This window comes from Actinomadura vinacea (assembly GCF_039532545.1).
GTDB lineage: Bacteria > Actinomycetota > Actinomycetes > Streptosporangiales > Streptosporangiaceae > Spirillospora > Spirillospora vinacea.
The window spans coordinates 18,989-33,266 of record NZ_BAAARW010000024.1 but is presented as its reverse complement, the minus strand read 5'-3'; the positions used below and the strand labels follow the sequence as shown (position 1 = coordinate 33,266).

Below are 14,278 nucleotides of genomic sequence, written 5' to 3'. Positions count from 1 at the left end.
TCAGCTCCCCTCGTAGTACTCGTCGGCGATGCCCAGCACGTCGTCGAGGATCTCCACGGCCAGCCCGATCTCCTCGGCGTCGATGACCAGCGGCGGGGTCAGCCGGAGCACGTTGAAGTTGGCGCTGAGGTACAGGCCGCGCCGCATCGCCTCCTTGACGATCCGGCTCACCGGCTCGGCCGCCGCGCCCTTGCCGTTGAACGGGACGAGCGGCTCCCGGGTCGCGCGGTCGGTCACCAGCTCGACGCCGTAGAACAGGCCCCGCCCGCGGACGTCGCCGATGCTGGGATGCCGCTCGGCCAGTTCGGCGAGGCGGGACCCGAGCAGCTCGCCCTGCCGGCGGGCGTTGCCGACCACGTCCTCGTCCTTCATGATCTTCAGGGAGGCGACGCCGGACGCGCAGGCCAGCGGGTGTCCGGCATAGGTGAGCCCGCCCCAGAAGTGGTTGTCGCGCAGCCAGTCGCCGATGGCCGCCGACACCGTCATCGCGCCGAGCGGGACGTAACCGGAGTTCAGGCCCTTGGCGGTGGTGAGGATGTCGGGGACGACGCCCCAGTGGTCGCAGGCGAACCACTCACCGGTGCGCCCGAAGCCGGCCATCACCTCATCGAAGATCAGCAGGATGCCGTACCGGTCGCAGACCTCGCGGAGCGAGCGCAGGTAGCCGTCCGGCGGGTAGATCAGCCCGTTGGTGCCGGTCACCGTCTCCACGACGACGGCCGCGACCCGGCCGGGATCCTCGTAACGGAGGATCTCCTCCAGGTGCGGTCCGCCGGTGCAGACGGGGCAGGGGTCGGGGTGCCCGGCCGGGCACCGGTAGGTGTACGGGTCGAACATGCGCACCACGCCGGGCAGGCCCGGCTCGGCCGCCCAGCGGCGCGGGTCGCCGGTGAGCGACATCGCCCCGGCGGTGGCGCCGTGGTACGAGCGGTAACGCGCGATGACCTTGTCGCGGTCGGTCACGTGCCGGGCCAGCCGGATGGCGTTCTCGTTGGCCGCGGCGCCGCCGGTGGTGAAGAACGACATGGTCAGGTCGCCCGGCGTCAGGTGCGCCAGTGCCTCGGCCAGTTCGGCGCGGGACCGCTCGGCGAAGCCCGGGCCGATGTAGCACAGCCGGGCGGCCTGCTCCTGGATCGCCGCGACCAGGCGCGGGTGCTGGTGGCCGAGGTTGAGGTTGACCAGTTGCGACTGGAAGTCCAGGTAGCGGTTGCCGTCGTGGTCCCAGAACCATGCGCCCGAGCCGCCGGCCACCGGCAGCGCGTTCACCGCGCCCTGCCGCGACCAGGAATGGATCACGTAGTCGCGGTCGGCCGCGCGGATCCGGTCGGCGGTCCACACGTCGTCCTGCTCGATGGTCGTCATGGCGCGCCTCAGCTCGCGACTTCGGCGCCGAAGGCGGCCAGCCGCGCCAGCGGGCGTCCGGCGTTCGCGGCCGCGCAGATGACGACGATCTCCCGGGGCAGCGGGGCGCCCGGCACCTGGAAGGTGACCGTCTGGTGGTGCGAGCGGGTCTTGGCGTCCAGCTTGTGCTTGAGCGGGATGTCGATGGGGGCGCCGGCGGCGCCGACCTTCTCGGCGGCGGGCAGGAGCTCGGTGCCCTTGGCCGCGTCGCGGAACACGTTGCCGAAGCGCAGGTTGTGGATCAGCGCCGATCCGTGCTCGACCTCGCCGTCCAGGCCGACCAGCGCCGCCTTGCCGAACGCCTCGACCTCCTCGCCGAGCAGTTCCACGCAGCGCGGCCCGACCAGCGCGCCGACCCGCTCGCCGACCGCGTCCGCGAGCGTGACCAGGTCCTGGACGTACTCGGCCGGGTAGGGATTGGCGATCACGGCGCCGACGATCGCGACCCGGTGCGGCCGGTCGAGCGGGCGCCCGTGCTCGGTCCGCGTCTCCTCGACGTATTCGACGATCTTGCGGACCTGGATCTCGGGGTGGGCGGAAGCCATGGACTCGGACTCCTTGATCACTGAGTGAAGCGTTCGGTTCATTGACGGGCGGGACAGGGGCGGTGTGCGATCGGGGGGCGGATCATCGATAGACCTCCGGACGCCGGTCCCGCAGCGGCTGGTTGAACGGGTTGCCGGCCCGCACGGCGCGGGAGCCGATCGGGTCGAGGCGGGCGTGGACGATCTGTTCGGGCGCGGCTCCCGCCGGGTCGGCGGCGGCGGGCTCGGCGGCCGGCCAGCCGGTGTGGTCGACGATGACGCTGCCGCCGATGAACGGGCGCCCGCGTTCCACGCCCGTCCGCGACGCCGCGGCCACGGCGACCTGGTTGCTGTGGGCGCCCGTCACGCACATCAGGTGCGCCATCGGCGGCAGGCCCGCGGGCTGCCCGGGCACCGGAACCCAGTTGGACGGCGCGCACACCAGGTCGGCCCCGGCAAGGGCGCAGGCCCGCAGGCTCTCGGGGAACCACAGGTCGTAGCAGATCACCAGCCCGATCCGGCCGATCGGGGTGTCGAACACCGGGAAGCCGAGGTCTCCGGGCGAGTAGATCCGCTTCTCGTCGTTCCAGAGATGGACTTTGCGGTAGACGCCTGCCAGACCGCCCGGACCGATGAGCACGGCGCCGTTGTAGACGCGGTCGCCGGCCAGCTCGGTCAGCCCGGCCGCCACCCACACGCGGTGTTCGGCGCAGAAGCGCGCCCACGCCCGGCAGGCGGCCCCGCCGGGAACGGGCTCGGCATGGCGCAGCGCCTCGGCGCGGTCGGCGAAGACGTACCCGGCGACGGACGCCTCGGGCAGCACGATGAGCCGCGCCCCGGCCGCCACCGCCTCGCCCATGAGCTCGGCCGAGCGGGCCAGGTTGGACGCGCTGTCGCCGAACACCGGAGAGGTCTGCACGGCGGCGACCGGCAGCGGTTCCGCGATCATTCGCGCGTCCCGCCGTCCCGGACCGGCTTCGCCGGGGTCAGTGCCGGAAGACCACGCCGCTGATGTTGAGGATCTCCTCCAGGCTGCGGGCCGCGGCGCGCACGGCCTCGGCCAGTTCGGGGATGCGCTCCTGGGTGATGCGGAACGTGGGCCCGCCGATCCACACGCCGTACGGCGCGGAATGCCGGACCGGGACGATCGCCGCCACCGAGGCCGCACCCTTCTCCAGCTCGTCGAAGGCGTAGGCGTAGCCCTGTTCGCGCGCCGGGACGAGGCCGTCCAGGAAGGCGTCCAGCGTCGTCGCCCCCTCGGGCGGGTCGGCCGCGAAGTCCTCGGCGAAGTCGCGCAGCACCTCGGCGCGGCCCATGTGCGACAGCAGGGCCTTGCCCGTGGCGGTCCGCCAGACCGGCTGGGTGCGCGGCACGGGCCGCATCGCCTGGCCGATCAGCCGCGGCCCCGGCACCTGCGCCACCACCATCACGTGCGGGGTGAGCAGCACGTCCAGGCCGGCCGTCTCCTGGGTCTGCTCGGCCAGCTCGGTGAGGATCTGCCGCATGCCGGCGTAGGCGCCGTCGGTGTCCAGCAGCCCGCCGACCACCGACAGCAGCCCGAGCGACACCCGGTACCGCTTGGTATGCGAGTCCAGCAGCAGCCACCGCTCCTGTTCCAGCACGCTCAGGACCCGGTAGCAGGTCGCCTTCGGGATGCCGGAGGCGCGGGCGACCTCGCTGAGCCCCATCCCGTCGGGGCGCGACGCGACGGCCCGCAGGATCCAGATGGTCCGCTGGACCAGTCCCGCCTCGCTCATGATCGTGCGCTTTCGTCGCCGGAGAGTTGTTGATCATTCCACACCGCCCTACTTCCCGCCAGGAGTCACGGTGACCCGACGCGGCTCGTAGGAGGCGCCCGTGACGTCGACGCCCTCGGCCTTCAGCCCGCTCATCGCGCGCTCGCTGAGATCGGTCCGGTAGGCGCCCGCGCCGGGGTCGGCCTTGAGCACGCCGCCCCCGCGGGCGATGTCGAGCGTCTGCTTCCACGCCTTGGGATCGAGGTGGCCGAGGCCCTGCGGGGACGGCCAGATCAGCTTGTTGACCTCGTTCAGCGACCAGGTCATGTGGCCCTTGCCGAGGGCGGCGCCATTGTTCAGGACGACGTCGACGCAGTCGTCGAACCGGTCGCGGCAGTACACCCAGCCGCGCATCGTCGCCTTGAGGAAGCGGACCGCCACGTCCTGGGCGGCCTTGTCCTTGAGCGTGCCGCCGCGCGCGTAGATCCCGTCCTCCAGGCTGGTGAACCCGGCGTCCTGGAGGTTGATGACGCTGAAGTCGGACGGCTGGTAGAGCTCGCCCGTCCTGGGGTTCGTCGTTTCGAGCAGCTGCGCGTACTCGTTGTAGGTCTTGGCCTGCGCGGCGTCGATCTCCCGCTTCAGCAGCAGCGACATGTCGAACGGCTGCTGGACCACCTTGGCGTCGCGGTCGAGGGCCACCCCGGACGCGGCCGATGCCGCCCGGAGCACCAGGTCGTTGCCGAAGCCCCAGCTTCCGACGCGCTTTCCCTTGAGGTCCTGCAGGCGGGCGATGCCGGTGTCCTTCCAGCTCACCTGGAGGTAGGCGCCCCGCTGGAAGATCTGGGAGATGTTGACCAGGTCCGCGCCCTGGGCGCGGGAGGCCATCGTCTTGGTGACGTGGCTGACCGCGAAGTCGGCGTTCCCGGAGGCCAGGACCTGCTGCGGCACCACGTTGACGCCGCCCTCCTGGATGGTGACCTGCAGGCACTCCTTGCCGTAGAAGCCCCTGTCCTTGGCGGCGTAGTAGCCGGCGAACTGGGACTGGGCGACCCACTGCAGCACCACCTTGACCTTGGTGGTCTTGGTGCAGCTCGGGTCGACGGTGTTGGGGCCGCCGGCGGTCAGGTCCACGTTCGGCCCGGAGCAGGCGGCGAGAGCCGCCCCCGCGGCGAGGGCCGTGAGCACCCCGCCGAGACGGCGCAGCCGTGCGTTCATGTGCGCTTTCCTTCCGGTCGCCGGTCAGTCGGAGCGGAGCGAGACGTGCCAGGGCATGACGAGCCGTTCGAGCACGTTGACCAGCCCGAAGAGGATCAACCCGAGGCAGCCGGAGACGAGGATCCCGGCCCATGCCTCGGCGTAGCGGGGAAGCGCCGCCATCTGGGCGATGTAGACGCCCAGAGTGTCGACCGACCCGCCGAAGTACTCGCTGACGATGACGCCGATGACGCTCAGCGTCGCGCCCAGCTTGACCGCGCTCAGCAGGTGCGGCAGCGCGCCCGGCAGCCGCACCAGCAGCGTCACCTGCCGGGGCGTGGCCGCCATCGCGTCCAGCACCTCCAGGTGCAGCGGCGCCACCTCCAGCAGCCCGCGGGTGGTGTTCACCAGCACCGGGAAGAACACCATGATCGCCGCGACCGCCACCTTCGACCACAAGGAGGTGACGCCGAACCAGTTGTTGAAGATCGGGGCCAGCGCGATGATCGGCGCGCAGTTCAGCACCACGGCCGCGGTCAGCACCGGGCCCGCCGCGCCGCGCAGCCGCGCCGTGACCAGGGCCGCGAGCACACCGAGGACCGTCCCGGCGACGAGCCCCAGCAGCACCGAGCGGACGGTGACGGCCGCCGCGGGCAGGATCGCGCCGAACCCTTCGGCGAGCGCGCCGGCGATGTCGCTCGGCGCGGGCAGAATGAACGCCTGGACGTCGAGCCCGCGCACCAGCGCCTGCCACGCGCCGACCACGACCAGCCCGGCGACCAGGGCCGGCACGATCAGCCGCAGGCGCTGTCCCACCCCGGCACGAGCTGCGCTCATGCCCTCGCTCCGCTCGGTCATGCCGCCTCCAACACGCCGTGCAGCATCGTGCGGACCTTGGTGACCTGTTCGAAGAACTCCGGCGTGTTCCGGGTGGCGGCCGTGCGCCGTCCGGGCAGGTCGACGTCGACGGTGCCGGCCACCCGGCCCGGACGCGGAGACATCACGACGACCCTGGTCGAGAGGAACACGGCCTCGGCGATGCTGTGCGTCACCATGACCACGGTCGTGCCGGTGTCGGACCAGATCCGCAGCAGCTCGCCCTGCAGGTGCTCGCGGTTCATCTCGTCGAGGGCGCTGAGCGGTTCGTCCATGAGGAGGATGCGCGGCTCGGGCGCCAGGGCGCGGGCGATGGCCGCCCGCTGCTGCATGCCGCCCGACAGCTGCCAGGGGAACCGGCGCTGCGAGTCGGGCAGCCGCACCAGGTCGAGCATGGCCCGTGCCCGCTCCCGGCGCTCCGCCTTCGCGACCCCCATGACCTGCAGAGGCAGTTCGACGTTGCGGGCCACCGTGCGCCAGTCCAGCAGGCCGGGCTGCTGGAACACCATGCCGTAGTCACGGTCCCGCCGCGCCGCCGCCGCCGGTTTGCCGTTGACGCGCACGGAGCCGGCGGTCGGCTCGGTCAGGTCGGCCATGATCCGCAGCAGCGTGCTCTTGCCGCAGCCGCTCGGGCCCAGCAGGGAGACGAAGTCGCCCTCGCCGACGGTCAGGTCGATGCCCCGCAGCGCCTGGACGCCGTCCTTGCCGGGGAAGGTCTTGTCGACGCCCTCAACGGAGATGACGGGTTGGTCGTTCATTGTGATGCCTCTCTTCAGCGCTGCCGGTTGCGCAGGGTGAAGGACTCGAGCAGGCCGATCGCCTGGACGAAGACGATCCCCGCCAGTGACGCCACCAGGACGGCGGCGAAAAGCTTCTCGGGGCCGGTGGAGTAGTAGTAGGTGAAGTTGAGGATGCCGCGGCCGATCCCGTTGCCGGTGCCCGCCGACACCTCGCCGACGATGGCGCCGATGACGCTCGCGGTGGCCGCCAGCCGCAGCCCGGAGAACAGGTGCGGCAGCGCGGCGGGCAGCCGCAGGTACCACAGGGTCGCCGCGGGCGGCGCCGCGATCGAGCGCATGAACTCCACCTGTGCCGGGGCGGGCGACTGCAGGCCCCGCAGCGTGTTGATGGTGACCGGGAAGAACGCCAGGTAGGCGGCGATGGCAGCGACCGCGACGGAACCGGGCAGGCCGGCCTTGCCGCTCCAGATGACGATCATCGGCGCGATGGCGACCAGCGGCACCGTCTGGGACGCCACCACCCACGGCATGAACCCGCGCCGCAGCAGGCCGGCCTGGAGGAAGATCATCGCCAGCGCGACACCGGCCAGGGCTCCGATGAGCAGCCCCGCGAGCGACTCCTGCAGGGTGACCATCGCCTGCTGGACGAGGTAGGAGCCCAGCGTCATGCCCACCCCGGTGCGGACCGGCTCGAAGAGCGACCCCAGGATGTCGGCGACGTGCGGCATCGCCAAGTCGTCGGTGGCGACGGGGAGCGGTACCGAGGTGCCGGGGATCCGGCCGCCGGCGGCCTGGCCGAGCGCCTTGTAGCACTCCCAGACCGCGATCGCGGCGGCGAGCAGGCCCACCAGAACGGCGGCGGGCCGGGTCTGGCGCAGCACCTGCGCGGTAGGCGAGGTTCTCAGCCGCGGGGGGCCGTCCAAGGGCCGTGCCGGGGTCGCGGCCATGCCGTACCTCCTTGGGGGGACGAGGGCGGCGTCCTCATGAGCGGACCATCGGTTCACTCAGCAAACCGGACAACCGATGGCGAGACGCTAACACCCACGTAAAAGAGTCGGCAAGATGTCTGATCCGACTTTCTTCAGTCAGTCGGACCCGGTTTTCGGATGTGTTCTCAGTGGGTTTCTGCCGTGTTTCTTATGGCGGGTAGTGAACGTGAAAGTGGGGCCGTCGCATGGCGACGGCCCCACTGGCGAGCGGTACTCCCTGGCGTTCAGACGGTGCGGCCGCGCATGCGCCGGTACGTGCGGACGAGCGCCGCGGTGGACGGGTCGGGCGCCGTGTCGGGCGGCTCCGCCGAGGTGAGCGCGGGCGTGAGGTCCTGCGCCATCACCTTGCCCAGCTCGACGCCCCACTGGTCGAAGGAGTCGATCCCCCAGATCGTCCCCTCGACGAACACGATGTGCTCGTACAGCGCGACGAGCTGGCCGAGCGTGGAGGGCGTCAGCTTGGGCGCCAGGATGGTGCTGGTGGGCCGGTTGCCCGGCATCACCTTGTGCGGGACGAGCCCGGCGGGGGTGCCCTCCGCGGCGATCTCCTCGGCGGTCTTGCCGAAGGCCAGCGCGGAGGTCTGCGCGAGCATGTTGGCGATGAGCAGGTCGTGCATGCCGCCGCCGTCGGCCTGGACGTCCTCGAACGGCTCGGCGAACCCGATGAAGTCGGCCGGGACGAGCCGGGTGCCCTGGTGGAGCAGCTGGTAGAAGGCGTGCTGGCCGTTGGTGCCGGGCTCGCCCCAGAAGATCTCGCCGGTCTGAGCGACCACGGGCGCGCCGTCGGCCCGCACCGACTTGCCGTTGGACTCCATGGTCAGCTGCTGCAGGTAGGCGGGGAAGCGCGACAGCCGCTGGCTGTAGGGCAGCACGGCGCGGGTCTGGGCGCCGAAGAAGTCGGTGTACCAGATGCCGAGCAGCGCCATCAGGACGGGCAGGTTGGCCTCGAACGGGGCGGTCCGGAAGTGCTCGTCGATCGTGTGGAAGCCGGCGAGCATCTCGCGGAACCCCTCGGGCCCGATCGCGATCATCACCGACAGCCCGATGGCGGCGTCCATGGAGTAGCGGCCGCCGACCCAGTCCCAGAAGCCGAACATGTTGTCGGTGTCGATGCCGAACGCGGCGACCCGCTCGGCGTTGGTGGAGACCGCGACGAAGTGCCGGGACACCGCCTTCTCGTCGCCGAGCCGCTCGACCAGCCAGGCGCGCGCGGCGCGGGCGTTGGTCAGCGTCTCCAGCGTGCCGAAGGTCTTGGACGCGACGATGAACAGGGTCTGCTCGGGGTCGAGGCCGGCCAGGGTGCCGGTGATGTCGGCCGGGTCGACGTTGGAGACGAACCGGCAGGCGATCCCGGCGCGGGCGTGGTCGCGCAGCGCCTCGTAGGCCATGGCGGGGCCGAGGTCGGAACCGCCGATGCCGATGTTGACGACGGTGCGGATGGGCTTGCCGGTGAACCCCGTCCACTCCCCCGACCGGACCCGGTCGGCGAAGCCCGACATCTTGTCCAGGACGGCGTGCACGTCGGCGGCGACGTCCTGGCCGTCGACGCGCAGCCCGGCGTCGCGCGGCAGGCGCAGCGCGGTGTGCAGGACGGCGCGGTCCTCGCTGACGTTGATGTGCTCGCCGGAGAACATCGCGGCGATCCGCTCCCGCAGCCCGGCCCGCTCGGCCAGCGCGACCAGCAGCCGCAGCGTCTCGCCGGTCACCCGGTGCTTGGAGTAGTCCAGATGGAGGTCGCCCGCGGTCGCGGTCATCCGTTCGGCCCGCCCCGGGTCCTCGGCGAACAGCTCGCGCAGGTGCCGCGCGGCCAGCGCCGCCTGGTGACCGGCCAGCGCCGTCCACTCGGAGGATTCGGTTATGTCGGCCATTCGCCCCTCATCTCTTCGCGCGCCGGCGGGATTCCCCGTCGTTCTTGCCCGCGCCGCCGGTCCCACACCACAGGCGATCATAGGTCGGCGGCCCGTCCCGTCGCGGCGGGTCCCGGTTTTCCCAGGACCGCACCGGGCACGACCCCGGCATGGGCATCGCAACGACCAACCCGGCGACCGGCGAGGTCGAGCGGACGTTCGACGCGCTGGCCGAGAAGGAGATCGACGAGCGGCTGGAGCGCGCCCGGGAGGCGTTCGAGCGGCACCGGGCCGTCCCGGTGGCCGAGCGCGCGGCCCGCATGGAGGCCGCCGCGGACGTCCTGGAGCGCGAGGCCGACCGGATCGCGGCCGTGATGACCACCGAGATGGGCAAGACGATCAAGGCGGCCCGGGCCGAGGCGCACAAGTGCGCCAAGGCGTGCCGGTTCTACGCCCGCAACGGCGAGCGCTTCATGGCCGACCGTCCCGCCGACGCCGCCGCAGTGGACGCCGACCGCGCCTGGATCCGCTACCTGCCGCTGGGCCCCGTCCTGGCGGTGATGCCGTGGAACTTCCCGCTCTGGCAAGTGATCAGGTTCGCCGCGCCGGCCCTGGTGGCCGGCAACGCGGGGCTGCTCAAGCACGCCTCGAACGTGCCGCAGACCGCGCTGTTCCTGGAGGAGCTGTTCCGCCGCGCGGGCTTCGTCGAGGACGCCTTCCAGACCCTGCTGATCGGCTCGGACCAGGTCGAGCGGGTCGTCCGGGACCCGCGGGTGCGGGCCGCCACGCTCACCGGCAGCGAGCCCGCCGGGCGGGCGGTGGGCGGCGCGGCCGGCGCCGAGATCAAACCCAGCGTGCTGGAACTGGGCGGCAGCGACCCGTTCGTGGTCATGCCGTCGGCCGACATCGCCCGCGCCGCCGAGGTCGCCGCCACGTCCCGGTGCCTCAACAACGGGCAGAGCTGCATCTCGGCCAAGCGGTTCATCGTCCACGCCGACGTCTACGACGAGTTCGAGGGGCGTTTCGTGGAGCGGATGCGCGCGCAGCGCGTCGGCGACCCGATGGAGGAGTCCACCGATATCGGCCCGCTGGCCAGCGAGCGGGGCCGCGCGGACGTCGAGTCGCAGGTCGCCGACGCGCTCGGGGCGGGCGCCACCGCCCTCTGCGGCGGGGAGCGCCCCGGCGGCCCCGGCTGGTTCTACCCGCCGACGGTGATCATCGGTGTGACGCCCGGCATGCGGATGTTCCACGAGGAGGTCTTCGGGCCGGTGGCCTCGCTCTTCCGCGTGTCCGGGATCGCCGAGGCGATCGAGCTGGCCAACGCCACCGGGTTCGGCCTGGGCGCCAACGCCTGGACCCGGGACCCGGACGAGCGCGAGCGCTTCGCGAACGATCTGGACGCGGGCCAGGTGTTCGTCAACGGGATGGTCACCTCCTACCCCGAGCTGCCGTTCGGCGGCGTCAAGCGCTCCGGGTACGGCCGCGAACTGTCCGAGCACGGCATGCACTCGTTCTGCAACACCAAGACCATCTGGACCGGCGCCTGAACCGTCAGGTCTCGATGTTGTTCAGGTACGCCGCGTCGCCTTGGGCGCCCGCGGCGGCGCCCGGCGGAACGAGCTCTTCCAGCCGTTCGAAGACCGGCGCGTCGAACTTCAGGTCGGCCGCCGCGGCGTTGTCGCGCGCGTTGGCGGCCTTGCGGGTGCCGGGGATCGGGAACGTGCCGCGGTCGATCAGCCAGGCCAGGACGAGCTGCGCCGTCGTGACGCCGTGACCTGCGGCCAGCTCGGCGATGGCGTCCGCGATGGAGACGTTGCGGGCCAGGTTCTCGCCCTGGAAGCGGGGGTTGCCCAGCCGCCAGTCGGCCTCCCCGAGATCGGCCGCGCCGCGGACCTGGCCGCCCAGGATCCCCCGGCCGAGCGGGCTGTAGGCGACGAAGGCGATGCCCAGTTCCTCGCACACCGGCAGCAGCTCCTCCTCGGGGCCGCGCTGGAACGGCGAGTACTCGGTCTGCAACGCCCGCACAGGGTGGACGGCGTGGGCCTTGCGGACGGTGCTCGCGGAGACCTCCGACAGGCCGTACCCGCCGATCTTGCCCTCCCGGACCAGCTCGGCCAGGACGCCGGCGGTGTCCTCGATGGGGGTCGTGGGGTCGAGCCGGTGCAGGTAGTACAGGTCGACGTGGTCGGTCCGGAGCCGGGTCAGGCTGGCCTCGAGCGCGCGGCGAACGTACTCGGGCCGGCCCAGACCGGGGATGAGAATGCCGTTCTCATCCTGGTCGCCGCCGAACTTGGTGGCCAGGACGATCTCGTCCCGCCGCCCGCCGAGCACGCGCCCGATCAGGCTCTCGCTGACTCCGGCGCCGTAGATGTCGGCGGTGTCGACGAACGTGACGCCCGCGTCCACGGCGGCCAGGAGGGTGGCGGCGGCGTCGCCGTCCCGGACGTCGCCGTAGATCCCGGGCGCCAGGGTCATCGCGCCGAATCCCAGGACCGACGCCTGCGGCCCGCTCTCTCCAAGGGTGCGGTAGCGCACGAAAAGGTCACCCCTTCTGTGGTGGGTTCTCTGCTGTGCCTTCCACCCTGCCCGGGGCGGCGCGGGGCGACCAGGGGCCGCCGATGGCTAGGATCCGCAGGGCTAGGCTGTCGGGCAGACTGGACTCCATGGCGACGCGTGAACTGGCGAACTTCCTGCGGTCCCGGCGCGACCGGATCAAGCCCTCCGCCGTGGGCCTGCCCGCCGGCGGGCGCAGGCGGGCGCCGGGCCTGCGGCGGGCGGAGGTCGCGATGCTCGCCGGAATCAGCCCCGACTACTACATGCGGCTGGAGCAGGGCCGCGGTATCCGCCCCTCGCCCTCTGTCCTGGACGGGCTTTCCCGCGCCCTGGGCCTGAACACCGACGAGCGCGACCACCTTTACCGGCTCGCCCGTTCCGAGCCCTCGCCGCCGCACCTTCCGGCGGAGGGGCCCGTGGACGCGAACGTGCGGCGGCTGCTGGAGGCGATCGCCCCGGTCCCCGCCTACGTGATCAACGGCCGGCTGGACGTGCTGGCCTGGAACCGGACGGCGGCGGCGCTGATGTGCGAGCTGGCCGAGCAGCCGGAGCCTCGCCGCAACATGCTGCGGTACGCCTTCGGCGACCCGCGCGCCCGCGACTTCTACGTGGCGTGGGAGGAGGTGGCCCGGCACGGCGTGGCGCAGTTGCGCACGGCGACGGGCCGCGACCCCGGCGACCCGGCGAACGGGGCACTGATCCGGGAGCTGGCCGACGGCAGCCCGGAGTTCCGCGACTGGTGGCGGCGGCAGGACGTCAAGGGGCCGGGCATCGGCCGCAAGGAGTACCGGCACCCGGTGGTCGGGCGGCTGTCCCTGGACTACATCGGGATGGTCCTGCCGAACACCCTGGACCACCAGTTCGTGACGCTGACGGCGCCGGAGGGCAGCCCGTCCCAGGCGGCCCTGGAGAAACTCGCCGTCCAGCGTTACGAGGTCTCGGCCGGATGAGAGAGGGCGCCCCCGCTTGGAAGGGCGCCCTCAATCTTCAGTTGATCTGCTGCGGGACGTTCCAAGGGTTGGCGTCGCGGAGGGGTTGGGGCAGAAGGTCCTGGGGCCAGTTCTGGTAGGTGACGGGGCGCAGGAAGCGTTCGATCGCGGCGGTGCCGACCGAGGTGGTGGACGGGGTGGTGGTCGCCGGGAAGGGGCCGCCGTGCTGCATCGCGTGGGTGACCGAGACCCCGGTGGGCCACTGGTTCCACAGGACGCGGCCGCTGCGCTCGGCGAGGACGCCGGCCAGGGGGCCCAGTTCGCCGGTCTCGTCCGCCTCGGCGTGCAGGGACGTGGTGAGCTGGCCGGGGAGCTTGGCGATGACCTCGGCCACGTCGCGCAGGCTCTCGTAGGTGACGACCAGGCCCAGCGGGCCGAAGCACTCCTGCCCGGCGGCCTCGCTGTCGGCGGCGAACGCGGCCAGATCCATGGTCAGCAAGCGGGGCGCGGCCGCCTTGTCGTCCGGCCAGACCACCCGGTGCACGCCGGGACGGCCGGCCAGGCGGTCGGCGGCGTCGAGGAAGCCCGACTCGATCCGCTCGTTCAGCATCGGCGCCGCGCCGACGTCGCCGAGCAGCCCGGCGATCCGGTCGACGATGCCGTCGCCGGCCGGGACGAACAGCAGCCCCGGATTGGTGCAGAACTGGCCCGCGCCCTGGGTCACCGAACCGACATAGCCCTTGGCGATCTCCTCGCCGCGGTTCTTGGCCGCCCCGGCCGTGACCACGACCGGGTTGGTGCTGCCCAGCTCGCCGTAGAACGGGATCGGGGTGGGCCGCTCGGCGGCGATCCTGGCCAGCGCCAGCCCGCCGCGCTCGGAGCCGGTGAACGCCGCCGCGGCGATCCCCGGGTGGCGCAGAGCCTCGACGCCTTCTTGCTCGCCCTCGATGAGGGTGAACGTGCCGTCGGGCGCGCCGGCCTCCTTCAGCGCGGCAGCGACGATCTCGCCCGTGCGGCGGGAGAGCCGCGGGTGGCCCGGGTGGGCCTTCAGCACCACCGGGCAGCCCGCCGCCAGCGCCGAGGCCGTGTCGCCGCCCGCCACGCTGAACGCGAAGGGGAAGTTGCTCGCCGCGAACACCAGCACCGGGCCCGTTGCGGCGCGGTAGCGCCGCAGGTCGGGACGGGGTCCGGTGGGCCACTCGGGGTCGGGACGGTCGATCCGCGCGTCGTAGAAGCCGCCCTCCTCGACCTGCGAGGCGAACAGCCTGAGCTGGAAGGTGGTGCGGGACAGCTCGCCGTTCAACCGGGTGTCGCCCAAGTGGGCCTCGGAGTCGGCCAGCGGCACCAGTTCCGCGCGGGCCGCCTCCAGGGCGTCGGCGACCGCGTTCAGCGCCCGCGCCCTGGCCGCGGGTGCCGTCGCCGCCCAGTCGTCCGCTGCCGCGACTGCGCTGTTTACCGCCCGCTCTGTCTCACTCATATCGCCGCTCCC

At 72.3% G+C, this 14,278-nt stretch carries 13 protein-coding genes; 2 read left to right on the top strand and 11 right to left on the bottom strand.

The annotated features are described in order from the left end of the window. The 9 genes from ABD340_RS31530 to pgi all read right to left on the bottom strand — a co-directional run bounded on the left by ABD340_RS31530 (position 1) and on the right by pgi (position 9,328). The gene (locus ABD340_RS31530) at positions 1–1,362 is read right to left on the bottom strand and encodes an aminotransferase class III-fold pyridoxal phosphate-dependent enzyme (protein WP_344593931.1); all 1,362 of its coding nucleotides are present in this window, start codon (positions 1,360–1,362) and stop codon (positions 1–3) included. An 8-nt stretch (positions 1,363–1,370) separates the two neighbouring features. Continuing rightward, complete coding sequence (locus tag ABD340_RS31525; RefSeq protein ID WP_344593929.1) at positions 1,371–1,946, bottom strand: amino acid synthesis family protein; 576 nt, start codon at positions 1,944–1,946, stop codon at positions 1,371–1,373. An 82-nt stretch (positions 1,947–2,028) separates the two neighbouring features. Continuing rightward, positions 2,029–2,874: a nitrilase-related carbon-nitrogen hydrolase gene (locus tag ABD340_RS31520; protein WP_344593928.1), complete on the bottom strand. Its 846-nt coding sequence runs from the start codon at positions 2,872–2,874 to the stop codon at positions 2,029–2,031. A gap of 37 nt (positions 2,875–2,911) precedes the next feature. After that, the gene (locus tag ABD340_RS31515; protein WP_344593927.1) at positions 2,912–3,682 is read right to left on the bottom strand and encodes an IclR family transcriptional regulator; all 771 of its coding nucleotides are present in this window, start codon (positions 3,680–3,682) and stop codon (positions 2,912–2,914) included. A 48-nt stretch (positions 3,683–3,730) separates the two neighbouring features. Beyond that, positions 3,731–4,876 (bottom strand): ABC transporter substrate-binding protein, encoded by a 1,146-nt coding sequence (locus ABD340_RS31510; RefSeq protein ID WP_344593925.1) that lies wholly within the window; start codon positions 4,874–4,876, stop codon positions 3,731–3,733. A 24-nt stretch (positions 4,877–4,900) separates the two neighbouring features. Further along, complete coding sequence (locus tag ABD340_RS31505) at positions 4,901–5,713, bottom strand: ABC transporter permease (RefSeq protein WP_344593923.1); 813 nt, start codon at positions 5,711–5,713, stop codon at positions 4,901–4,903. Further along, complete coding sequence (locus tag ABD340_RS31500) at positions 5,710–6,489, bottom strand: ABC transporter ATP-binding protein (protein ID WP_344593921.1); 780 nt, start codon at positions 6,487–6,489, stop codon at positions 5,710–5,712. Before ABD340_RS31500 ends, ABD340_RS31505 begins: the two co-directional genes overlap by 4 nt. Positions 6,490–6,503: 14 nt before the next feature. Next, the gene (locus ABD340_RS31495) at positions 6,504–7,418 is read right to left on the bottom strand and encodes an ABC transporter permease (RefSeq protein ID WP_344593920.1); all 915 of its coding nucleotides are present in this window, start codon (positions 7,416–7,418) and stop codon (positions 6,504–6,506) included. Positions 7,419–7,684: 266 nt separating this feature from the next. Then, the gene (gene pgi, locus ABD340_RS31490) at positions 7,685–9,328 is read right to left on the bottom strand and encodes a glucose-6-phosphate isomerase (protein ID WP_344593918.1); all 1,644 of its coding nucleotides are present in this window, start codon (positions 9,326–9,328) and stop codon (positions 7,685–7,687) included. A gap of 149 nt (positions 9,329–9,477) precedes the next feature. Here pgi and ABD340_RS31485 point away from each other — a divergent pair, with 149 nt between their 5' ends. Beyond that, positions 9,478–10,854 (top strand): NADP-dependent succinic semialdehyde dehydrogenase, encoded by a 1,377-nt coding sequence (locus tag ABD340_RS31485; RefSeq protein ID WP_344593916.1) that lies wholly within the window; start codon positions 9,478–9,480, stop codon positions 10,852–10,854. Positions 10,855–10,858: 4 nt separating this feature from the next. Here the strand turns inward: ABD340_RS31485 and ABD340_RS31480 are convergent, their stop codons facing one another. Then, positions 10,859–11,842: an aldo/keto reductase gene (locus ABD340_RS31480; RefSeq protein WP_344593914.1), complete on the bottom strand. Its 984-nt coding sequence runs from the start codon at positions 11,840–11,842 to the stop codon at positions 10,859–10,861. A 128-nt stretch (positions 11,843–11,970) separates the two neighbouring features. Between ABD340_RS31480 and ABD340_RS31475 the strand changes: the two genes are divergently transcribed. Then, the gene (locus ABD340_RS31475; RefSeq protein WP_344593912.1) at positions 11,971–12,810 is read left to right on the top strand and encodes a helix-turn-helix transcriptional regulator; all 840 of its coding nucleotides are present in this window, start codon (positions 11,971–11,973) and stop codon (positions 12,808–12,810) included. A gap of 37 nt (positions 12,811–12,847) precedes the next feature. Here ABD340_RS31475 and ABD340_RS31470 read toward each other — a convergent pair whose 3' ends face one another. Then, positions 12,848–14,266, bottom strand: a complete 1,419-nt coding sequence (locus ABD340_RS31470) for an aldehyde dehydrogenase (NADP(+)) (protein WP_344593910.1) — start codon at positions 14,264–14,266, stop codon at positions 12,848–12,850. Between the last annotated feature and the right edge of the window lie 12 nt (positions 14,267–14,278).

What these genes read in the sequence shown, in the direction of transcription:
- ABD340_RS31505 (WP_344593923.1), bottom strand. Translation starts at nt 5,713, where the DNA reads ATGACCGAGCGGAGCGAGGGCATGAGCGCAGCTCGTGCCGGGGTGGGA.
- ABD340_RS31500 (WP_344593921.1), bottom strand. Translation starts at nt 6,489, where the DNA reads ATGAACGACCAACCCGTCATCTCCGTTGAGGGCGTCGACAAGACCTTC.
- pgi (WP_344593918.1), bottom strand. Translation starts at nt 9,328, where the DNA reads ATGGCCGACATAACCGAATCCTCCGAGTGGACGGCGCTGGCCGGTCAC.
- ABD340_RS31515 (WP_344593927.1), bottom strand. Translation starts at nt 3,682, where the DNA reads ATGAGCGAGGCGGGACTGGTCCAGCGGACCATCTGGATCCTGCGGGCC.
- ABD340_RS31530 (WP_344593931.1), bottom strand. Translation starts at nt 1,362, where the DNA reads ATGACGACCATCGAGCAGGACGACGTGTGGACCGCCGACCGGATCCGC.
- ABD340_RS31495 (WP_344593920.1), bottom strand. Translation starts at nt 7,418, where the DNA reads ATGGCCGCGACCCCGGCACGGCCCTTGGACGGCCCCCCGCGGCTGAGA.
- ABD340_RS31485 (WP_344593916.1), top strand. Translation starts at nt 9,478, where the DNA reads ATGGGCATCGCAACGACCAACCCGGCGACCGGCGAGGTCGAGCGGACG.
- ABD340_RS31520 (WP_344593928.1), bottom strand. Translation starts at nt 2,874, where the DNA reads ATGATCGCGGAACCGCTGCCGGTCGCCGCCGTGCAGACCTCTCCGGTG.
- ABD340_RS31475 (WP_344593912.1), top strand. Translation starts at nt 11,971, where the DNA reads ATGGCGACGCGTGAACTGGCGAACTTCCTGCGGTCCCGGCGCGACCGG.
- ABD340_RS31525 (WP_344593929.1), bottom strand. Translation starts at nt 1,946, where the DNA reads ATGGCTTCCGCCCACCCCGAGATCCAGGTCCGCAAGATCGTCGAATAC.
- ABD340_RS31510 (WP_344593925.1), bottom strand. Translation starts at nt 4,876, where the DNA reads ATGAACGCACGGCTGCGCCGTCTCGGCGGGGTGCTCACGGCCCTCGCC.
- ABD340_RS31470 (WP_344593910.1), bottom strand. Translation starts at nt 14,266, where the DNA reads ATGAGTGAGACAGAGCGGGCGGTAAACAGCGCAGTCGCGGCAGCGGAC.